Genomic DNA, 21851 nt, shown 5'->3' on the forward strand with positions numbered 1-21851 from the left:
AACGATGACACCTGTTAAGTTAACCTGTTTTGCAGACGAAATCTCCTCTGTTCTAGAGGAGCAGCTGGATCTGCTTGAGCAAGTGGGGCTCAGCAATCTCGAGATCCGCAGCGTTTGGGGTAAAAACGTGCTTGATCTCAGCACCGAGGAGCTTCAGCAGCTTCATCATATCACCGAGAGCAGAGGATTTTCTGTGTCATCCATTGCCTCCCCAATTGGCAAATATCCGATTACGTCGTCAAACGAACCTCAATTGGAGGCTCTTAAACGGGCCATTCAAGCGGCTCACATCTTGAAAACACCATACATCCGTATTTTCTCTTATTTTATCCCCGAGAATGAACCAAAGGAGAACTTCCGGGAGGAAGTATTGCAGCGAATGGCGCAGCTCGTGGAAATAGCAGCACAAAGTGAAGTCATCTTAATACTTGAAAATGATAGCGGTATGTATGGCAGCACATATGATGGCGGTATGGAAATTATGGAGCATTGCCAGTCCCCCTTCATCAAGTTCGCTTTTGATCCGGGGAACTATGTGATGGAAGGGATCGATCCTATGCTGCAGGCCTTCCCAAAGGTTGTTTCTCAAATCAAATATATTCACATCAAGGATGCTATTTCCAACCCTCGGCAGTTCGTACCTGCTGGTACAGGTGAAGGCGGACTTGAGTCTTTATTAATTGAAATGCAGAAACGCGGCTATGCTGGTTTTTTATCCGTAGAGCCCCATCTCCATCACTTTCTCCCGAATGCAAGCGACCCAGATCGAGTATTAACGGCTATTCATGCGCTTACGGCATTACTCAAGAAACACGGAATAGAATGGCAGTAATATGAACTAAAGCTGATAAAAGGACCACCCTTATGATGTCGGACAGACACATTGGGGTGGTCCTTCTCTTAATAAAATTGTTACACACTCAATTACAAGTTTCAGTAATCGCAATGGAATGCGGATTCTAGCGGAAAGGTTCATTTATTAGGCGGCAGCATCCAGTAACGTTAGTTTATATTCCTCAGCTCCCACGAGGATGATGCTGTCAGCTGGAATTTCGACTTGCTTGCCTAGGCTAACAACAACTCGGTTCGTATAGTCTGCTAGCACAGGCTCTGAACTCGTGGTTGGCTTCGGATCTCCGCTGGATTCTGGCTTGCTTACCGAATCAGATCCAGTATCTTTTGGGACGTTCGTCTCTGAGTTGCTAGCAGCATCAGTCACTATACCGCCCTCTGAAACTGGCGTTTCTGATGGCTTAGTCGTTTGTACAGAGCCACTGTTATTCGTATTGCAAGTTGGAGACAATCCCAGCTTCGTATATTCAACGGCTTCAACACCCGGTGATTGCACCGTTAATGAACTCGGTATAAACTGCACACAGGCTGCAGCATCCTTAAAAGCAAAAACGAGGGAGGTCGATGCCTCCTGCCCTTCAGAAGCTGTTTCTTGCTCTGCGTATACGATTATTTCTGGCTGAACCTTGTTCGGATCAGGAGTCGTCTGCTCCACTGGCAAAACAGTCTCTTCTGGCTTCACATCATCCTTGCCAACATTTGAAAACATAATGCCGGATACGATCAGTACTATGCCTATAGCCGATAATGATGTAATTAACGTCGATTTACGATTCCGACGAAAAAACTTGGTCAGCGGCGAAGAAAGCTCTCGTTCAGCCTGCTTATACACCGCTATAAGTGCCGGTCCCGCCTTGTCGAAATGCTGTTTCCAATTCGCACGCTTCCTGAACGCATCTCGGTCATGTTTTTTGAAATAACCGACTACGGCAGTCGTATAAGCGGGTACGAATCCTCTGGACCTCATGAAATCAGGCTGCTTCTCCGCCCAGCGAAAGAAGAGATAAACCGTCTCTTTATTGGGAGCGTTTTGCTGCAAATAGTTGAGAAGCCCAGTATAATCTACCGTTTCCAAATCTGAACTGCTCATAAACAGCAGCACAAGACGCGGAAATTCAGCGAGCTCCAGCTTGCTTGAAAGCAGACGGCGGCCAACCAGCTGCACATGGTCGATCTCCGCAGCGGACAGAGCTTTGAACAAATCCACGTTTGGCTCTGGCAGCGTAAATAATTCATAGATGGCCAGCAGCTCAAGTGCGGCTGATTTCTGACGCGGATCCGGCAGCTGTCCATTCCACCGCTTCAATTGTTCCTTCGATTTGAAGAACTCTGCTAGCATGAGCTGATCTTTTGTGAGCTTATCCATTTCAAGCTCAGTCAGCATAGCCCGATATGCTGCAAGCTCTAACTCTCTGTATAACTCAACAGCAGCATCAGAAGTTTGCAGCTTTCTTATTCCTGTCTTGCCTTCCCCTTCTAAACTACATAATTGCTCAAGCACCTTGCTTGTAGCTGACAGTGAATGGCGCTCGCGTTCCAGCTTCTCAACGAGCTGCTGACGGGCAAGTGTCTGAAATGCTTCGTAATCCAATAGTTTAGGATGAGCTTTCACCCACTGCTCAATGAGCTGAAGTAGACTTTTTGCGCCCGCTGCTGCTTTAAGCTTCTGCTCAAGAAACGGAAAGAACAAGCTTGCTGCTGCCTTCGAATCAGATAATAACTTTGAGAAAAAAGCTATGCTTAACGCTAGATTGCTTTCAACTACGGCATAAAAGGATGCAGCAGCTTCCTGCTCGTTCTGCTTCTTCGCGTTATGAAGGGCCAGGATGAAGAAGGAGACCATTTTACTCTCTATATGTTTTCCTTCGATTTTGTAATATTCCTTAAAGACATCCACGATAAATTGATCGGGTACATCTCCTTGCCGAACCCGATCAAATTCATAATCAAATCGAGACAGCAGCAAATCATTTAGACGTATTTTGGAATCCATTGAACCATCTGGCTGGAGATATTCCAACAGGCCGCGCAATACGGCGGTTTTGTGTGATTCATATAAATTTTCGTTGCCTTCCTCGATTTGATACATGACGCATAACTCGTGGTAGCTTGAAGCAGCTACTTCACGCTCCGTCCCCATCCCTGTCAGCATAAGCTCAGCAAATTGGTAGAAGCGGTCCGAACGGTCAGGACGATCCAAATTGTCCCATGCAAAATCCAAATACGGTTGGTCCGTGCCATCTAAATCGACATTCATTATCCGGTCGTTCACGAAATCAAACGTAAAGTCCTTCTCAATATTTCGATCACCTTGGCGAAGGCTCCCCTGCTCTACAAACGTAAGATGTACCGATTTACGGCTAATCGGTTCCTTTGCGAATGTGATAAAACCAAGCTGCTCACGGAAGGCGTAGGGCAAGCTCGCATAAAGCACTCCAAGCAGCTGCTTTGCCTTAATTGGCATCTGCTTTATTGGCGCATCAAGTACAACGTATATCTTTTTCTTGCCTCCGACAGCTGCCATCACAGCATATAGCAGCTGCTTAAATTGCTTCTCACCTATATTCAGCAGCGCTAGTATAGAACGATAAGAAGGTTTAACCGCAGCCGCCGCTTGAATCGGCAGATTCGGTAATTCGGCTATCTCCGTTCCGCTATCGATATCATAACTTTCCACGAATGCAGCTTGCAGCCAGTTCATATAATCACTTGCCGGCTTGCTGCTGTGACCGCTTGGAATGATGTAGTTGTGCGTAAAAAAAGCGCTGCGAAGTCCAGTGAAATCCGCTGCCTGATAGACGCTGCGTCCAAGCAAAACATCGCCATTTTCCAGATGGAGTAAATGCATCGTTTCGGGATATGCCGTGCCATCCTTCTCCCCGCGTGTGGCCAGCTCAGTTGGCGCATCGTAGACGCAGAACGGATGAAGCACTTTTTTGATAAAAGACGCGTCTAACCCACTTGATTTGGCAATCGTGTCATAACCCTCGGTAGATCTGAAAATACCGCGTCTTTCCCGTGCATACATCTGCTGTTGTATCATTCTGCGGGGCGTAGAATCGCGCACTATTCTCTTCTCCCCTCAATGAAGTTCAGTTTATAAAGCAGCCAAATGAAGGGCTCGTCCACCCGAATTGGACTTACGACCGTTTGCAGCTTCTGGTCCACGGGATTACTGCCCAGAGCGGAAACCGCATAATACGCTGTATCCTTGAAATACACGTCCATCGTACCTTTGAACGGCCGATCGACCTTCTCGATGAAACGGCGGATTTCTCCATCTATGTTTTCAAATTCAGTCAGATTAAAATAATTACGGTGCACCATGTTGTTGAAAATATTGCTGTTCGATTTAATATATTCCCCATCCTCATCCTTAAGAGAATGAAGCATGTCACTCTTAGTGAGGACGACAGCAGTCGGAATATCCGTTTTGTTATTTTCCTGATATGCGATGAAGTCACCGAACATCGTCAGCACGACGTCGCGCGGCTCATCGTATTGGGAGACCCATTCCCCAGGCTTATCGCCGAGGTTCATTCTAATTTTCTCGCGAATCGATCGGATTTGCAGCGGGTCCACCATCAATAGAATGCCCGCCGAGTTTTTAATGTGCTGACCGTGTAAGCCAAGATAATCTTGCTCTACCATACCCTCGCCTGCCACATCAAAAAATACGAGTGTAAGCGGCGGCTTAGTCTCATCTTTAAACACGAATTGAAAAATAAACGGCTCCTGCATCTTCTCCTTCTGGGTAGATGCAAGCAGATCGCCGCGCTCGAATAACGGTTCCTCGTAATAGGTGCGGAACTTACGGCTAATCTCAGCGTTGAGCGGCATACAAGCAGCATTAAAATGGTCCGCCGTCGTATTTTGCAGCGTATGGATTAAAGCAGTCATATATACCGACTTCCCTACTTGAGATGCACCAATAATAGAGATGATGTTGCTTGGCACCTTACCCGCCGTCACCGGGATTTCGTTGTGACATTTCGGACAAAGCCTTCTCCGTGTCAGCTCGCCGTATCGATCATTTATTCCGATGAGCACATTGTCAGAATAAATCCGATGCTCTTCAGGCACATCATACGGATAGAGCACCGCTTCCATATCATGAACCGAATCGAGGCCAAAGCGCTCACGGTATTTGTTCAGCTCATCATCTTCTCCAAGCGCATAATCCTCATCGTCCTCCCTTGAATGGGAAGCGCGGAAAACGACCTCATCAGGTGTAAATTTACTAAAGCAATAGGGACAAACAATATCGTAGAACAAAGGCCGTTGCTTAGCTTCCGGCTTTTTTTTGAAAAGATCGAAAATACCCATGCGATCTTCCTCCTTTATACTGAAATCAACTCGTACATTTGTCCGTATGTTCGGCCATCGGTGAAAAACAATCGTATATAATCCTGCTTGCCAATTTCAATGGCAGGCAGTACGTTTTTTCCTGCTGCAAACGGCGCGACAAACGGATATAACATCCCATCGTCTTTATTAGCAGGGTAACCGCCCTGCTTCTTCACGTAGCAAAGTACGTCCTTGGCGATTGGAACCTCGGTTGTCACTTGAATTTGAATCGTCTTAAACTTTCTAAAGAGTCCACTTTTGTTCGAGATTGAATAATGAATCTTTGCCCTGCCGGCACTAATCTCTATACGATTCTCGTGATCAGGTTGTAGGATGAGCAGCGGGCCACCGCTCCCCTCCTGACAGCCATATACTGTAAAGTTAAAGCGGCCAATACCTTCTAATCGGCTGTGATAGCCGTTATTCGCTTTATATTCCGCCTTCGTGTACAGCTTGAGCTGACTTAAATCAATGGTACGTTCCTCCGCCCGTTCGGCTGGCTCTTTCCCAATGTAAACCGCTTCTATACCGCCCGGCCAAATCCAGCGCAGCGTGCAGCGGTCCTCCTCAATAACACGAGTTAAGCCGCTGATGAGCGGAGAACCTTCCTCTGCATCGATAAACCGCATTTATATCCGCCTCCCGCATCGTTTAAAATCCATGACTGCGGCTATCCTTCGTTCGTGTGCCTAAGCCTTTTGAGGATTGATCATTTACGCTGCTGTTTCTTCCGCCTCCATAAAACTTCGTATTACTATTATCCTTAACGGGAACAACAAGCGTGAATATGCTCATAATTGCTGCCAGCACGAGAACCGCGCATAAGCGGGATAATCCGTCAGATAACGTATCTCCTGACAAGCCTGCATCCAAAATAATACCAGCCAGCAATCCTCCGACCGTTCCGCCAGCTCCAAAGCTTAATGCCAAAAACCGATTGTCGAACAACAGTCCGAGCGACAAACCTAATGCAGCTCCAATAATCGCTAATGATAAAATTCGAAACAGCATATAGAGCGTACTATCCTCAAGCGGACCTACACGTTCCGTCAAGAGCGTCCGATTGTCGATCGTATCGTATATATTTTGGAATACAAGTGCCAATCCGTTAGCTTCAGATACATCATAATAGCTTCCATTTGTGGAATCAGCGATTTGCTGCAGCAAAGCCGCGCCCTCCGTGTTTGCTACACTTAAACCAACCGTATTTATAGCAATTTGTTGCTCTTGATAAGCAGCGATTTGGTCGTTAATATCGGATTCACTGAAACCGTCTGATAGTAAAATAACCATAGTACCGCGGCCAGCGTTTGTCTTGTCTTTGATCGTTTTCATCGCTTCACCTAACGCAAGGCTGAAGTTTGTTCCGCCATCTGTCGGCTCAAGCGCATCGATTGCAGCATTTACTTTATCCTTTTCGGCTTGAGAGCTTACGCTCACGAAAGGCTGCAGCAATTCTGCTGAATTACTAAAGACGACTACCGCCACTCTTTTATTACTTTCCATGTTGTTTATGAGCTGCTTCGCAGCTGTATACCGCTCGTTATCGGGATCGGTCTCCAGCATGCTTCCTGAATTATCGATGACTAGCACGATATCCTTTACCTGCTTCGCGCCGCCGAAGCTCGCTCCATAAATCAATTGCAGCAAACCTCCGACAGCGAACAACAGCACAAGCGTCGACGGTACAAGCAGCTGCCAAGACAAAGCAGTATACCGCTGCCTCCAAGAGGTTCCATTTAAACGAGGTGAAATCATTTCAGCAATCAGACAGGACAGTCCGATACATAAAGCCAGAATACCAAAGTAGAGGCCAACAACAGCAAAGCGCGGCCAGTTTTCTGACAGCGCGTCCAAAATCATCTCTCCAATTACAAATCCAATCGCACCTCCTATTAGGCTGAACAATAGGAGAAGCCCATTTAATTTCCGTTGCATCATGACAGCACCCTTTCAACTTGCTAGTGGACCGCAGCGTTTATCGATATATTTCGGTCAGCGAAGATCAGGCAGAAGAGCAGGATCAAGCGTGTGAAACTCATATCCATTTTGCAAATAGGTTTCATAATACACTTTGCAGTTTCGATAATACATCAAATCTTCTAAATGGAAGCCGCCCATTATATTTAATTTGTCCACTCCGCTGCTGCGCTTCTCGTGGACACAACCGAGCTTATAGATGCGTGAGGTGTCGTCAACGCCAAGTGCATATCGAATAAACTCGCTCTCTCGATCACCGAACAAATATTTCTCCTCGTAACGATGCTCGTGTGTATAGTCGAGGAGACGGATATGAACAACTGCATGATCTTCCAGCGTACGGTACAACCGATGGAACAACTCGTCCCTCGATAACGCTTTGCGATTGCTATAAGCAATCGATACATTCGCTCGCAGCAGAAGCTCCTCTTCAAAAGTTTGAGCGAACGGCTGTGCGGTTAATATATGCTTACGGCAAATTTCAATTAATCGCTCCACAAAGGCGGAATCGCCCTGCTGTAGAAGCTCAGTCACACTGCCTAAAAATCTTTCCTCAAAAAATACAGAAGCACCGCGCTTCTCTTCCATATCCTTCATAACATTCGCAGTGACAAGCTCGTAATATTCGAAAATGTTCTGCCCGATATAATCATCCGCCGAGCGTATGCTATTCTGAGCTGTCGCATATAGCTGCTCCTCGAGTGCGTTCATTTGCTCGACGCGAACTCGATATTTTTCGTGCAATCTCTCTAGCTCAACAGAGAACCTGCGGTACAAGGCAAGCTCACTTTCCAGCCGTAGAAGCTGCCATTGCTGCCGATAGACCGTATCGAAAAAGACGCGGATAAAGGAACGCAAATTTTGTTTATCCATGAAGGGGAGCTTTTGAAATTTCAAGTCCTCGACTCTTTGTTCGCGAGAACGGTCAAGCTCGTCCTGCGCTGCATCAATCTCTCTAACCAAATCGCGAATACGAGCGCGAACGGGTGCCAGCACGCTGTCTGTCTCGTTTTTCTCGTCAGTCCATTCGGACACCTGAAAGAAGCTGATTTGTGAGTTTTCCTGCATATGACGGTTAACGATGAGTCGCAGCTCTTCCGCGGACTTCACAGCACTTAGGCGATCCTCCGCATAACTGGTGAAATGTTTATGGAAGAAGACCGCGCACCCATCGCCGAACAACGCTTCCTCCGCCTCACGCAGTGACATACGCTTCAATTGTTCGTATCGAATACCGCTCGTTAAGAGACCAGACATGTCGATAAGTTTATCTTCGCTCGGCACGAGATCGGTCATTCTTGTCTCCATTGCCGCGGCATCCAATCCGAAAAACGCCAGCTTCTCCTTATTGCCTATCTCATTCACGGTTTGCAGCCGCGTTTTTATTTGCTTAAAGAAGTGGTATAGCACAGTTAAAGCGATCGAATGATTCGGTCGGTTCACTTTGGACAGCCCCGCCGAGACGAAGCCCTGCCTTCCAGACTCCGTCATCAGACTATTCTTGAAAGAAGAATTGTTGTAGTTAACGTCATTGGAATGGATCTGCGCGTCCTTCCTCTTCCTATTTTTCAATAAGAGGATATGACAAATGATCTCATAGTTATCGTGCATGCCGTTCAGGGTCGTAATCCCCCGCTCATTGCGATCAGACAATACATAAACAAGATCGAATAGCGGTGATTGCTTGTGTGTGACCGGAATAGATAAACCATCACCAGTCACCTGAAGCCGTGCAGAGTAAGAGTAATCCGGCTGCTGCATCCCATCAAGCTCACGCAGGAAGCTGATTCCCGCCGCGCCTGCCATACCAAAGGTTTCTGATTGTTCCCGTTCATTAATCAATGCGTACAAATCCATTTGCACGGACTTGAATAGCTGTAGAAAAATCGATTGTGCAAGCAGCGATATTTCTGGAACGAGCACGTTCAGCGGATCATCGACTCTCGTAATCACAGCAAGATGAAGACGATCAAAGGATGCGTACAAACGACCGTAATCAGCAATCGTGTCGCTAACCTGCCGAAGCGCACGGTTGAGATCAACCAAATGACGCCCCTCCTCGTGAAAGGCAGTTCCTATATCCTTTCGTTTGGTACGGTTATCATCTTTGCCTTGGGCGATACCCGTCAAAGCAACACGCATCACCTTCGGAGCAGCTTGGTTATGATTAGCCTCGCGGTATGCTGACGCTTGTTGTCCTTCGTTCCCCATTGCAATGCTTGTAAAGGCTTCGCTTGATGAGACATGGAAATATATAACACCAGCATTATTATCCCATTTCAGTTCATTCGAGCGAATCATAGGCTCAATAGCATGCCCGGCCTCGTCTCCAATAAATAGAAATACTGTGGGATAGTGAATGCTGCTCTGATCATCCTCAAGGCCGCTCAGCTTCTGCTCAGCAGCCGAATAGTCGTTCGCGAATCGATCTAGCAATACTCTCATAGCTATTTCAACTTTCTGCGAATTTCATTAAGTTTTGTAGTCATTTCCTTGTAGAAGCGGTGCATGTCCTCTCCATTGGCCAGCTCGACCTTCTCGTATTCAAGGCTTTCGCGCGAATCAAGGAAGGTGCCGAACAACTCCTCAAGCTTAGCCAGCAGCTGCGAAGTATCCTCCGTAGCTGTTAACTCATTTACTCTGCGCTCTGCTTTGCGCTTTAGTATGCTGCGGTTTTTCTCATCGAGCTGACGGAAGCTTTCAAAAACCTCGAACTCGACATATCTGCTGCTCTTCATAAGATTAGCGAAAGGCGGCCATGCATCTTCCTCTGGCTCACGGTCATATACATAAAGCGCGCCTTTCTTGCAGATCGTCTCCGTGTACAGCGCTTCGATAAACTGGTCGATCAGCTTCTCATCGTCTTGATGTTGAAGAAGCAGCTGTTCAAGCTCGTTTGTTTTCGCCGCAATCGACTCATACTTCGCTAATTCCTCGCGAACCCGTCCTAACTGCTCCGGCGACCGAATTAGATTTTCCTGCGCAAGCTCCTCGGAGAAGCTTCCGAAAATATCCTTTGTCGCTTCAAGCTCCAATCCTTCGGACAGAAGCCGTTTCAGCTCATTCAACGCTCGTTTAACTTCACCCAAATTCGGCTTAGCTGCATCTAACTGCATATTGAATGGCTTTAACGCATCCGTCATCTGGAAAGGCTTCGTGAAACGAACGGAATAACGGCTGCTCGTGTTATTATCGATGCCCTTCTCCTCAATAATGTGATAGCTCTCCGCCTTGACAAACTCAGCGCGAACCCTTGCATTATAGCTCTTCACGCGTGAATTGACGTACGTGTCGCCCCATGATTTCTCAGGAATCGGCGACGGCAAATACGTCCAGTTGACACGTTCAGTTTGCACCAAGTGACGCCCGATTCCTTCCTTATCAAGAATCGTACGCTCATAGCTTTCCTCATATACCTTCAGCGGCGTGTATACAAACAAAGGCACACCGTTTCTCGTATTCAGCCAGAAAATCCGGTTTTTCACTTCACTTTCCTTAATCGTGAAATGGGATTTGCCAATCGAGTTATTCTGATAATTACGAATACCACGCAAGATGCTAGGCGCCTGCACAGGCACCGACACAAAGCCCCATGACGGAACATGCAAATTGCCTGAGCTGTTGCTGAGATGGAATACCGGTACAGCTTCCTCATCCAGCTTACTGGCAATATGACGCTCCACAAATTTCTCGATGGATTCATCGTTGCCGTATTTCATAACGAGAAATTCTTCCATCGATTTAGTAATGAGATCACCGAATTTATTCGTCAAAAATTCAGAGATCGAGCTGACGATATCAATTTCCTGCTCCTTCACCCAAAGGTTCGAATGATCCAGCAGCTCCTGTGTAAAGTCACGGATTAAATCATCGCCGTCCTTTTTATCCATGATACGGCTAATAACGTCGGAAATGTCCGGCACACCGACAATATTCCAATAGTAAGTTTTGTTCCCTTTATGATCGGATTGCTCTTCGCCGTTCGTAAGAATTTCGCCATTTTTGGCAAAGATCGAATTAAGCACATTTAAAATTTCGGTAAACACATTATAGATGCGATTGTTCTCGTTGTTCAGCAGTTGATGGAGATCCTCATAAAACTCAATCAATTGCTCCATACGCTCCACATCAGCAAGCAGCCAGTACTCATTTATTTTCGCTTCAATGTAGTTGTTTTTCTTCTTATCTTTGGATACAAATGCACTCTTCGCATCGCCCATACGCTCATTCGCTTGTTCTCTCGCTGCTTCAATTTCTTTTGGCAGTCTCGACAACCCCTCGCGAAGCGTCTCAATATAAGAGAGCAGCATCTTCAGCAAGCAAAAGCCTTTCTCCGTATACAGAAGTCGGGATACATAAAACGGCCCCTGTTCAGGATGAAGAAACGTACGGCGAATTTGATCCGTAAACTGGCCGACGATTTCGCCCGGCAGCTGTTTTTTTGCCTTGATGTATTCCTCGCGAGCACGAGCCAAAAAGTTTTGTTCCAGCTCAGTATCCATGTTCACCGCTTGCATCTTCACAACATTAGTGTAACTCAGGCGCTCGCTGTTCTCGAAACCAGGAAGCGGCTCGGGTACGCGTGAATCGAAAGTCTTCAACATTGAATCGAGATCAATGCCCAGCTTGCGCGCAAATTTCTCTACATCGTCCTGACTCGGCGCCTTCTCGAACATCTTATCCATTTTGTTAAACAGTCGGTGAGCCAAATAGGTCGTCATTTCCTCGATAGGAAGTACGGCAGATGAAGCTCCGATAATGTTGTAATCATAGTTAGCAGGATACATTTTGTTCATTTGAGCGATGTTCGTCCGAATATTGCTAATATAGTCATGAATGGCGAACTCTTCGCCTGATTGTTTCTCTTCACTTGAAATAAAGTTCGTAATGTTCTCCGCCGTTACATTCATGCAATAATCATAGGCATTTTCTAGCAGCTTGCCTTCCGCATTGGTAGCTGAAATGAGATGGCAAAGATTAAAAGGCGGAAGAGGCGAATTGACGGATAAAATATTGCCGTATTGCTGCTTGAACCGCTCGCCGCGGCTGTCAACATTCATCCAATAGTCCAATTCTTTTAATGCCGCATAGCCATTCTTCTTAATGTACTCACGGGTGTGGTCGCTTAAGCTTTTGTTTGCGAGGTTGATATCCGGCGTAAACAAATAACCAAGTGTATTTACGCGGTCAATCCCCGCTGCACCGTGGTCACGCTCGATAATTCCTCTTACGATATACGAGATATCGAGGAAGCAGCCGCTTCCCGTACCACCGGATAATCCGGTAAGCAGGAAGACCATCAGCTTCTTATTCGTACCGACAGAAAGCGTCTTAATTTTCTTATCGATGCTTTGCACAACTTGATTGATCTTCGTAAAGAGCAATAGTCTGCCTGCTTGACGCACGCCAGCCGCACCATTCATACCATCGGTAATGCTCAGCTCAGGCGACAGCCAATCCGTAATGTACGGCTCCAAAATACTGCGATTTTGCAGCAATCCCCCAACCTCTGCATTGGATAGCAGAACAAACTCATTTATCGGATCGAGACCGATCCCCTTATATTTTTTATTGCGATCCTGCTCATTCGTTTCAAAAGCGAGAAATTCAACATTATCCGGTTTATCGCGCTTTCTCTTGGATACCGGGTCCTCCGGCAGTTTAAATCGGCGGTTAATCTGATATTTCAAGCGCAGAAGCGCATCGATGCCGGTACCCCCGAGTCCAATAATCAGAATCGGGTTATCTATGGTATCAACTCGAATCTTCTCGCTGACAATACCTCCGCCGAGCGAAACGTCAAGCTGCTGTATATGTTCTCTTACGATCGGTTTCATTTTTATGACCTCCTGGGCTCTATTTATACGAGATATTCGATGAATATCGTTTTATCTACTTGATTCAAAGAAACCGTAATACGATCTCCGCTTTTCATTTCCAATTCACGTGCTGCATCGACTGCACGTCCCGACTTCTCAATCGTACATGTTGAACCGTTTTGCAGCACAATACGGTCGTTGCTGCCCGGTTTAAAGATTACCTTGTCGGTTTCCTTAAGCTCCGGCGCAAGCTGCAGCAGCTGGTGCAGTTGCAATTTACCCTTGAAGGCTGACAGCTTCTTATACTGCGGCGACGTTTTGTCACCCGTATTCTCATCACGAATTTCAATGACGAGCTGTCCGACAAAACCGCGATTCGCCTGCTTCAGGGCCCGAAGTATGAAGTAAGCCGCTGCAAGCAAGGCAGCAAGTCCTATGACACCGATCACGACAGGCATGACCGGAAACGGCTTCTCTTCTTTGGCCGTAGGCTCAGTCGGCGCTGTCTGCCCTGATCCTCCCGTTTTAGCCGAAATGGAAACAACTTCCGTTTCACGGAAGAAGCTTTCCTCTGTGGCCTTTACTCGAATCTCGTAATCATGCTCTTCGGCAATCTTATAGGTTCCTTGAAAATGATCGCCCGCATTTTCCATCGGTATTTCCTTAGTCGCACCCGTATCTAAATCTTTAACGAGTAAAACCGCGCTCATGTTGCTGTACTGCGATGTGTCCTCCAATTTTTTTCCGCCGCTTACCAGATAAGAGTTGAAAGAAACTTTATCTCCCTTTGAATAGGTCGTTGCAGCAAGAGGGTCCATCACCAAGCCCAAATCATAGTTAAAGATGAGATTGATGTCGATTTTATCACGGTTCACACCTTTAACTTGAAGTGTCCAGTCGCCTTCAGACGGTGTTAACAGCTTGAGTAAAGAGTAGCTCTTCGAGCTCGACAGCAAGACATCATCCGAAGGAATGGCAACCTCTTTGCCTGATGGATCGATCAGTTTCGCCTCAACGGGCTTAGTAGACATAATAGAAATATTAGCTTCCAATACATTCGCATTAGGAACAGATATTTTCACATCCTGATAACTTCCGTTTGCTGTCAACGAATCAACCGGCACTACATTCAGCTCAAGATGGCTCGCAAAAATTTCGCTCAATATTTGCGGAAGATCATCTGCCGAATCGGTCGCGAACGACTTTCCTCCGGTCACCTCTGATAACTTCGCCAGCGCAGCCTCATTTAATTTCCCATTCGCGTTCAGCCCAATCGTATAGATCGGAACGCCCTTATCATTCGCTTCTTTAAGCGCCTTCTCCATATCTGCATCGGACTGAGCTTGCGTTCTGCCGGAATCATCATTAAAATCGTTATTGCCGTCAGCAAGCATAATAATCATCGGCTCGTGATCAGGATCAGCCCCATCTTCTAGAATCTGGACAGCTTCCTTCACTCCTACGGAAATGTCGGTGTAAGCTCCACGATTCAATTGATCGATAAAGCTCTTAAGCTTATCTTTATCCGCTTCCGATTGGATTTCCAGCAGTGCCTTCTCTCGCTGTATTTCATCGGTATAGGCAACGATTCCGACTCGATCTCCCTGTCTCGGCAGCATGTCGATGAACATCTTCATCGCTTCATTGCCAATTTTCCCTGGATCACTTGTGGTCATTGAATTACTAACATCGAGCACCAGCACGGCATCAATTTGCGATCCGCCTTTCGCTGCGTCTACCGTAGATATGCTGCTGAATGGCAGCAGCATAATGGCGGTGATCATAATTAGGTGTCGTGAAAAACGTTTTATTCTATTCATTTGTTGTACTCCTTTGTAATGGGACGAGGGGACCCTAGCATACTAGTCCAATAGTCACTGTTAGTCATTGCTCCCAGTAAGATGATATACTACAAATTAAGTATACCTGATAGATTTTCTTAAATCACTTTTGTTGTAAGGAAGGAATGCATATGGTTTCTTACGTCTGTCTAGGACTATTGTTTCTTTTTGTCATGATTAAAGCTATTAGTTACCGTTCACGCCGGAGACGAGCCCCTTCTCCCGAACAGCTGAGCAAGCTTGTCCTATCCATTCTAAAAAGCAGCGGGCAGCGTGATCGCGAATGATGAAGAAGCTGCCAGTAATACTTAACCCATATATTAAATCACGCTATCCTTATAATAAGCTTAAAATTTGCCGACGCTGCAAGCACTTCACCGTACTAGGTGATACGCAGTGCCCCGTATGCGGCAAAACCGGCTTGCAAAATGTGGAGACTCGGGCAACCTCCATGCTGCAGCGATCGATGTGGAAAGAACGGCTAATTATTATCGTGATTATGGTTATCGGACTGGTGATGAGCGAGTCAACGATGCAGACCATCTTGTTCGGAGCAGGAGCACTTATTTTACTCGCTCTATTATGGACGTTGCAAAGACGATCGACCCCTGCACTTTTAAACCTGCAGCTGCAAAAAATATTTCAAACAGAGGCCTATACCCTCTTTGCAGGTCTTGTGAATGATCGTGAAACCGCAATTGAAGTGTTTCATAGCGGCGATAAACCGTTAGCTTATGAGATGCTTCGAGAAATTGGCGCACTCGTCCATACGGACCAGCTGCGGCTGGAACAAATATTGTTGCTGCAATCATTCGTTTTGCGTAAGGACATGGATTTGATGCTTGACCCTTTGTTGATGGATCATTTTAATCCCGATCTCGTTGAATATATTGGCGAGCTCGCCAAAATTAGAAGAGATCTGCTGAAAGAAAATACGTTTCGTTATGTATTGCTGCATGAGGCGCAGATTTTGAAAATGGAAAATGGCGAGAGCATTCTAATCGGTGTTGCCGGTGCCGCGGTCAGAATGAAGCGCTATATTACCCTTTATCCGTATTTGCTGCTGCGCTATGCGCGCAAGCTTCCGAAAGAACGTTTTTTGCGGCTTTATCGAATCATTCAGAGCAGTGCCAACTCGGGCGCAAGTCCGCTATATCATGAGGTCATGGACATCTACAACGAAAAGTATAAATGGGACGAGGACTTCCAGCGTACGAATAAAGAACCTGACTTATATAAAGAACAAGGTTAGGAGCATTGATAGAGGCTTGAAAATTGGGGTTGACTCAACGGTAGAGAATTCTACTCGATGAGCAACCCCTTTTTTTTAGATTAATAAATAGAACCAGTCTCAGTTTTTAATAAATCGCAAAGCCAGTGTGACAAAGATGAGTTCTGCGGCCATACCTATCGATTGCGCCCAAGCTCCTATCGTTCCATTCCATTCAGGCGAAAGTCCGATACAGATAATTAGTGTTATGAACGTAAAGCACAGATTAGCGATTTGAGAACCAAAAATGAGCTTCGTTTGCCCGCGCACTAATACAAGTCCATTCAGAACATCGAGCCAAGGCATGATGAGCGCAAACAATACAAATGCTTGCAGCACGCGTATGCTCTCAGCCTGCAAACGACCATGAACGCCAATGACAAGCTCTAGCAAAAAAACACCAGCAGGTGTAAAAGCGATTACTCCCATGAGCAGTGCGGGAATAAATCCAAGCATCAATGTGAATTTTCGGACAGCCCTCGGATCGATTCGATAGAAATTAATGACGATCTGATGAAAATAACTGAAAAAACTGCTGACGAGCATCACAAGACTAGCCGCAATTGCAAAGGAAGAAATGGCCAACTGTGCATCCCATGTTTTCCCCAATATTGCATTAATAGCTGGACCGATCCAAACCGAAATAAAAGAGGAAAACAGCAATGGTCGATAAAAGGAAAAAACATGACGTTTGTTTTCAATCGTATGATTTTCCAGCTTATCTGGCATTTTTCGGACCAGCAGACGTCCCTCTGCGAAGCTGACAGCTGCTTCAATCATCATTCCAAATAAAAAAATAACCGCTCCGACAACACCGCTTGTAACTCCTGTATGAACAAAATAAAGAGAAAGTTCATACATGCCGGCTAGCCGAACAGCCATGCCAATGGTTAACCATTTCGTACGTAAATTATAAATGATAACACCTTGGTAAAGGCACCGAATACCAGAAAATAAACTTACGAACATTAGCACCTTATATACACGAATAACATCATGGACATTATCTTCACTGACTCCGAATACGCCCCTGAAAATAAGTGTCCCTAGCGGGGTATAGCTGATGAACAAGCCCATAACCATAATACTAGCAAATACAAGCTGGGCGACTGTCAGTGTTGCTTTAAATGATTGCTTGTCCCGAACAAGTGCAGAACAGGTTTGTCTCAGCAGTACGGCTGGCCGTTCTGTAATCGCAAGCAAACTCATTGCAATCGCATAGCTGGCGATAATGCTTTCAGGGTCAGCTGCTCTGCTCAGCGTACTATTGATAATGACATGAGATATCGTAACTAAACTTGCCGAAATACCTAACGGGAGAAAAAAAGCCCAAAGCTTCTTCATACTCACTGCTTGTTTCTGTGGCTCTGATAGGGGTAGATTCATAGCTAATTCTCCTTGCATGTCGAAAAAAATGGTATACGACTACATCCGATATATCCATATTATCATTTTTTATCCAAGCGAACACGCCGCGATCAAAAAGAAGCATGCTGCTGAAGGCAACATGCTTCTTTTTGTCATTTTTACGGCTTGATTCACTCTTTAATCTTTCTCAACATCCGAAACACATGCGCAATTGGCGCCGATTCCTTGATTGCAGCCGCAGGCAGTTGAACGGATATCCCCTCGTTCTCGTGTGTCCAGTTCAGCTTACCTTCCATGCCTAGCAGCTCAATCGATTCCAGAGCACCTTCATATGGAATAAAGACAGTCTTTGAAACTACGGTATCTGCTGACGGATAGTGGCAGGAGCAATAAACATAATCTCCTTTTTGCGTGAAGGCTAGATTGCCTGTATAGTAGGGCGCGCAAATGCGAGTACCATAAATCGCTTCTCCGTTTACCTTCAGCCAAGCGCCCAGTTCTTTCATGCGCTGGATCGCACCTTCGGGCAGCCTGCCATCAGGCTGAGGAGCCACATTTAACGCGAGGTTCCCCCCCTTAGCGACAACCTCAAGCAAGATCTTTACGAGTTGGCGTGTCGGTTTATATTTATCTTCATAGCGGAATGAGAATGACGTGCCCATCGTAATGCAGCTTTCCCAAGGTATATCCATCGCTTCGGTCGGTATAGTCTGCTCAGGGGTCACATAGTTTTCATATGGGCCGCCTACCGTACGGTCTGCCGAGAGCAGCCATGGCTGCTGCTCCCTAGCCTTCTCCACAATTTCGCCAAGGCGAATGTCCTGACCGCTCCGAATCGGCTTTACCCAGCCGGCATCTAGCCATAGGACATCTATTCGGCCATACTGCGTCAATAACTCATTAATCTGTTCATGCGTGAACGCGACAAACTTGTTCCACAGCTCAGGATGCTCCTGCGGATCATAAGTAGGCCCACGCCTTGTATTGGTAAGACTTCGCTCCATATCCGGCGCCCAGTAGTAAGGTGTATGCCAATCCGCTTTCGAGAAATAAGCAGCGATCGGCAGCCCTTTAGCGCGGAATGCATCAAATACGTGGCGGCAAATATCAGCATATTTGTGCGTATGAAACGGTGTCTTATCATCCGTTATACGGTAATCCGTTGTTTTCGTATCCCACATACAGAAGCCGTCGTGATGCTTCGTCGTAAATATTAAATATTTAAATCCTCCTTCTTCCGCTAGATCTGCCCATACGTCAGGCTGAAAGCGAACAGGGTTAAACGTTTTGTTTAAATCGAAATATTGACGTTTAAATGTTTCCCCGTCCGTCTCCCAATCAATGCCTTCACGGGACCAATCCTGATCTTCATCGCTTAGCGCCCATGACTCTACGACGCCAAGCTGCGAATAGGGTCCCCAGTGCATCATGAGTGCAAGCTTCTGATCCTTAAACCATTCCAGTCGTTCAAGTGTAACTGGATTATCGGGTCGTATCCAATCGCGCTCGCTGCTGAAATTATGCACACCTTCATGCAGCTCTTGTTCTTCATTCTCTTCAAGTATTTGTTCACTTGTTAGATCGCTCATCGTTGCAAGTCCTCCTTGAATCGGTGATTCCATTATGTTTTTTAAGAGGTACCTAATGCATTTTGATAAATTTCAATGTACTTACCAAGCTGCAGCCCGTCAAATCCTTTTACATAAGCATCCCATTCCTTGCTGATGTCTTTGGAGCCCGTAATAAACTGAGCCATATTCGATTTCGTATAATCGATAATCGTTGTTTTCAGCTGCGCTGCGATTTCTGCATCTTCCTGCGCGATGAACACACCGTTCGGATACATTTCTTTGGAATGGAACGACTCATATTTCTTGGATTCCGTATTCAAACGTGTTCCATACCCTCCGTCTGCGAGCGTGTCTTGAATCGCCATCCAAGAGGAACGGTACGCATAGGTACGAAGAGAAGGCCCAATTTGCTCCCAACCATCGTTATGCGTTTGTTTGCTCTCCCGTTGAATAGAAGCATACTTAGCCTGATTGCCATCAATATCTAATTCGCCGTCCGCTGCCTTGCGCCAGCCTTGGCCTTCAGGGCCATTCTCTTGCAGCACGATCGCTTCCTCAGTGTACAAATAATCGGCTAGTCGAATGGCAGCGATTTGCTGATCTTCTGTTGCCTTGTTCGTAATCGCAAATTGTGATTTGCTAATACCGGCGAAGTTAAGCGTCTGCTGAACACCATTTGGTCCTTTCAGCGGAGGCAGCGTCACATAATCCTTATGCCGAGGCTGCGCTTCTGTCATATTAAAGCCATAGCTGATAAGCGCGGTCGTCACAGCTCCCATAATGTTATCCGGCTCGCGGTTCGCCAGCTGTTGAATAGCGTCTGCATTTTGCGTGAAGGCTGCCGGGTCGATCAAGCCTTCCTTGTACATTTTGCTTAAGTATTCAAGACCCTGGCGCCATTCTTCCTTGTTCGCTACGAAGTCGACCTTGCTATCTTTGACAGATAAAAAGGTGCCTGCATTTTTCTCGGTGTAATCATCTACAATGAAGGCATTCATCAAGTAAGCGGATATGTTCCCAGCCCACATCTCATCAGATCCCGTTAGAGGCAGCTCATCCTTCTTTCCGTTTCCGTTCGGATCTTGTTCCTTAAATGCCTTCATAACTTGGTAGAACTCCTCCGTTGTTGTTGGCAGCTGGAGTCCGAGCTTGTCAAGCCAAGCCTTGTTAATCCAAAGCTTTAAAGCATTATCACAGTGGTAGCATTCATTTATTTGCGGCAGCGCATAGATGTTTCCGTCTGGAGCTGTAATAGACGATTTCATGTATGGAATATCAGCCAGCGCTTTCTTAATGTTAGGGGCATACTTATCAATCAACTCATTCAGTGGAAGGAATACTCCCTGCTTTCCATACTTCATTTGCTCTTCTCTCGTCAGATTAGCTTGCAGAATGACTTCTGGATAATCGCCGCTCGCGAGCATCAGCTGTTTACGGTCCTCAAGGGCATTATTTGGGACAAGATCCCATGCAATCTTAATGTTCGTTTTCTCTTCCAAATACTTCGTGTACGTATTCGTCTCCATGTTCTCGATTGTAGGAAGCTGAGGAGCAAACATCTTAAGCGTTATCTGTTTATTAACAATGGGATACGTACCAACAGCTGTAAAAAGATCCTCTTGGACAGCATTTGTCTCTTTCTGTCCTGTTTCCTCTACTTTCCCATTGCCAGATGTCCCCGAATCCTTGCTGCAAGCAGCTAGAATAACAACACAGCTAAGTAAGACGCTCATTAAGATTGCACTGGATTTTTTCCATCCTTTTCTCATAAAACAGACTCCTCCTTGTTTTATCCTAGTCACTCCTAGCAGCGTGCAATGACGTTAACCTTATATCTGAATGACTGCCTCGGCCCCAAAGGCAACCCATCCCCCCCTCCAAAAGAAATTATTGCTGTTCATCCCTTCAAGGAACCAATCATGACACCTTTCACAAAGTACTTCTGAACAAATGGATAGATCAGGAGCACTGGTCCGCTGGCAACTACAATCAATGAATATTTCAACAAATCCTTTAGTCCCTGCTGAGCCAGCAGCTGATTCGCATTGGAAATCATCGATGCATCCACAGAGTTTAGAATAAGTATGTTGCGCAATACGATCTGCAAGGGGAATAAATCCTGTGATCGCAGAAATATAAGTGCATCGAAATATGCATTCCAATGTCCTACCGCATACATCAGCATCATGACGGCCAAGATCGGTTTAGACAACGGGAGTACGATGCTGAAAATAAACCGAATGTCGCTGCAGCCATCTAGGTCAGCCGCCTCGGCCAACTCATCAGGAATACTTGTCTGGAAGAAGGTTCGCGCTATAATCACTTGAAACACGGCAAGAGCGCCCGGCAAAATCATTGCCCACCTTGTATCCAGCAGTTGCAAATTTTTTACGACCAAATAATACGGAATCAGGCCGCCCTCAAACATCATCGTTATAACAAGAAGAACCATGAAAAAATTTCTACCATAAAAAGTTTTCCTTGCTAACGGGTAAGCTAGCATTACCGTCAGGACAACGTTAATGATCGTTCCGGTCACCGTGTAAAACAATGAATTGATAAACCCGGTACCGATCTGTGGATTGTTAAAAACAGCCTTATAGCCATCGAGTGTGAATTGTACCGGGAACAGCCATACCTTGCCGGAAACGACAGCCTGCGGCGAACTAAAGGATGAGCTAAAGATGTAGAGAAGCGGCAGAAGCACGACTAATAGGACTACGGTCAGAAAGGCATAAATGAACACCATGAATATGCGGTCACCGTTTGATTCTCGAATGGATATTTTTTTTGCCATAAGTTC

At 46.0% G+C, this 21851-nt stretch carries 13 protein-coding genes; 2 read left to right on the plus strand and 11 right to left on the minus strand.

Annotation, left to right across the window (positions count from 1 at the left end; translation table 11 throughout):
• Positions 1-4 precede the first annotated feature (4 nt).
• Entirely contained in the window at positions 5-832 is an 828-nt protein-coding gene (locus AC0YN6_RS26200; RefSeq protein ID WP_475750652.1) for a sugar phosphate isomerase/epimerase family protein, read from the plus strand.
• A gap of 147 nt (positions 833-979) precedes the next feature.
• Here the strand turns inward: AC0YN6_RS26200 and AC0YN6_RS26205 are convergent, their stop codons facing one another.
• From AC0YN6_RS26205 to AC0YN6_RS26235, 7 genes are read right to left on the minus strand one after another with little or no spacing between them, the layout of a single operon-like run.
• A complete protein-coding gene (locus tag AC0YN6_RS26205) occupies positions 980-3919 on the minus strand; it encodes a GAP1-N2 domain-containing protein (RefSeq protein WP_475750654.1) in 2940 nt (979 codons plus the stop codon).
• The gene (locus tag AC0YN6_RS26210) at positions 3919-5178 is read right to left on the minus strand and encodes a TRAFAC clade GTPase domain-containing protein (RefSeq protein ID WP_475750656.1); all 1260 of its coding nucleotides are present in this window, start codon (positions 5176-5178) and stop codon (positions 3919-3921) included. Before AC0YN6_RS26210 ends, AC0YN6_RS26205 begins: the two co-directional genes overlap by 1 nt.
• 14 nt (positions 5179-5192) lie before the next feature.
• Positions 5193-5828: a beta-mannanase gene (locus AC0YN6_RS26215; RefSeq protein WP_475750658.1), complete on the minus strand. Its 636-nt coding sequence runs from the start codon at positions 5826-5828 to the stop codon at positions 5193-5195.
• Positions 5829-5850: 22 nt separating this feature from the next.
• On the minus strand, positions 5851-7140 hold the full coding sequence (locus AC0YN6_RS26220; protein WP_475750660.1) for a vWA domain-containing protein: 1290 nt from the start codon (positions 7138-7140) through the stop codon (positions 5851-5853).
• Positions 7141-7194: 54 nt separating this feature from the next.
• Positions 7195-9624 (minus strand): transcription initiation factor TFIID, encoded by a 2430-nt coding sequence (locus AC0YN6_RS26225; RefSeq protein WP_475750662.1) that lies wholly within the window; start codon positions 9622-9624, stop codon positions 7195-7197.
• 2 nt (positions 9625-9626) lie between these two features.
• Complete coding sequence (locus AC0YN6_RS26230; protein ID WP_475750664.1) at positions 9627-13016, minus strand: tubulin-like doman-containing protein; 3390 nt, start codon at positions 13014-13016, stop codon at positions 9627-9629.
• A 23-nt stretch (positions 13017-13039) separates the two neighbouring features.
• Entirely contained in the window at positions 13040-14818 is a 1779-nt protein-coding gene (locus AC0YN6_RS26235) for a vWA domain-containing protein (RefSeq protein ID WP_475750666.1), read from the minus strand.
• 304 nt (positions 14819-15122) lie between these two features.
• On the opposite strand from AC0YN6_RS26235, the gene AC0YN6_RS26240 reads away from it, so the two are divergent.
• Complete coding sequence (locus tag AC0YN6_RS26240; protein ID WP_475750667.1) at positions 15123-16091, plus strand: hypothetical protein; 969 nt, start codon at positions 15123-15125, stop codon at positions 16089-16091.
• 99 nt (positions 16092-16190) lie between these two features.
• On the opposite strand, the gene AC0YN6_RS26245 is transcribed toward AC0YN6_RS26240, so the two are convergent.
• The 4 genes from AC0YN6_RS26245 to AC0YN6_RS26260 all read right to left on the minus strand — a co-directional run bounded on the left by AC0YN6_RS26245 (position 16191) and on the right by AC0YN6_RS26260 (position 21845).
• Positions 16191-17495 (minus strand): multi antimicrobial extrusion protein MatE, encoded by a 1305-nt coding sequence (locus AC0YN6_RS26245; RefSeq protein WP_475750668.1) that lies wholly within the window; start codon positions 17493-17495, stop codon positions 16191-16193.
• Positions 17496-17647: 152 nt separating this feature from the next.
• Entirely contained in the window at positions 17648-19066 is a 1419-nt protein-coding gene (locus AC0YN6_RS26250; RefSeq protein WP_475750670.1) for an alpha-L-fucosidase, read from the minus strand.
• A gap of 41 nt (positions 19067-19107) precedes the next feature.
• The gene (locus AC0YN6_RS26255; RefSeq protein ID WP_475750671.1) at positions 19108-20817 is read right to left on the minus strand and encodes an ABC transporter substrate-binding protein; all 1710 of its coding nucleotides are present in this window, start codon (positions 20815-20817) and stop codon (positions 19108-19110) included.
• A gap of 128 nt (positions 20818-20945) precedes the next feature.
• Complete coding sequence (locus AC0YN6_RS26260; RefSeq protein WP_475750673.1) at positions 20946-21845, minus strand: carbohydrate ABC transporter permease; 900 nt, start codon at positions 21843-21845, stop codon at positions 20946-20948.
• Positions 21846-21851: the final 6 nt, after the last annotated feature.

It is taken from the genome of Paenibacillus sp. J22P15, assembly GCF_056269345.1.

Excerpts from the sequence above, each read along its gene's own strand:
- AC0YN6_RS26200 (WP_475750652.1), top strand. The coding sequence starts at position 5 with ATGACACCTGTTAAGTTAACCTGTTTTGCAGACGAAATCTCCTCTGTT.
- AC0YN6_RS26210 (WP_475750656.1), bottom strand. The coding sequence starts at position 5,178 with ATGGGTATTTTCGATCTTTTCAAAAAAAAGCCGGAAGCTAAGCAACGG.
- AC0YN6_RS26215 (WP_475750658.1), bottom strand. The coding sequence starts at position 5,828 with ATGCGGTTTATCGATGCAGAGGAAGGTTCTCCGCTCATCAGCGGCTTA.
- AC0YN6_RS26220 (WP_475750660.1), bottom strand. The coding sequence starts at position 7,140 with ATGATGCAACGGAAATTAAATGGGCTTCTCCTATTGTTCAGCCTAATA.
- AC0YN6_RS26225 (WP_475750662.1), bottom strand. The coding sequence starts at position 9,624 with ATGAGAGTATTGCTAGATCGATTCGCGAACGACTATTCGGCTGCTGAG.
- AC0YN6_RS26230 (WP_475750664.1), bottom strand. The coding sequence starts at position 13,016 with ATGAAACCGATCGTAAGAGAACATATACAGCAGCTTGACGTTTCGCTC.
- AC0YN6_RS26235 (WP_475750666.1), bottom strand. The coding sequence starts at position 14,818 with ATGAATAGAATAAAACGTTTTTCACGACACCTAATTATGATCACCGCC.
- AC0YN6_RS26240 (WP_475750667.1), top strand. The coding sequence starts at position 15,123 with ATGATGAAGAAGCTGCCAGTAATACTTAACCCATATATTAAATCACGC.
- AC0YN6_RS26245 (WP_475750668.1), bottom strand. The coding sequence starts at position 17,495 with ATGAATCTACCCCTATCAGAGCCACAGAAACAAGCAGTGAGTATGAAG.
- AC0YN6_RS26250 (WP_475750670.1), bottom strand. The coding sequence starts at position 19,066 with ATGAGCGATCTAACAAGTGAACAAATACTTGAAGAGAATGAAGAACAA.
- AC0YN6_RS26255 (WP_475750671.1), bottom strand. The coding sequence starts at position 20,817 with ATGAGAAAAGGATGGAAAAAATCCAGTGCAATCTTAATGAGCGTCTTA.
- AC0YN6_RS26260 (WP_475750673.1), bottom strand. The coding sequence starts at position 21,845 with ATGGCAAAAAAAATATCCATTCGAGAATCAAACGGTGACCGCATATTC.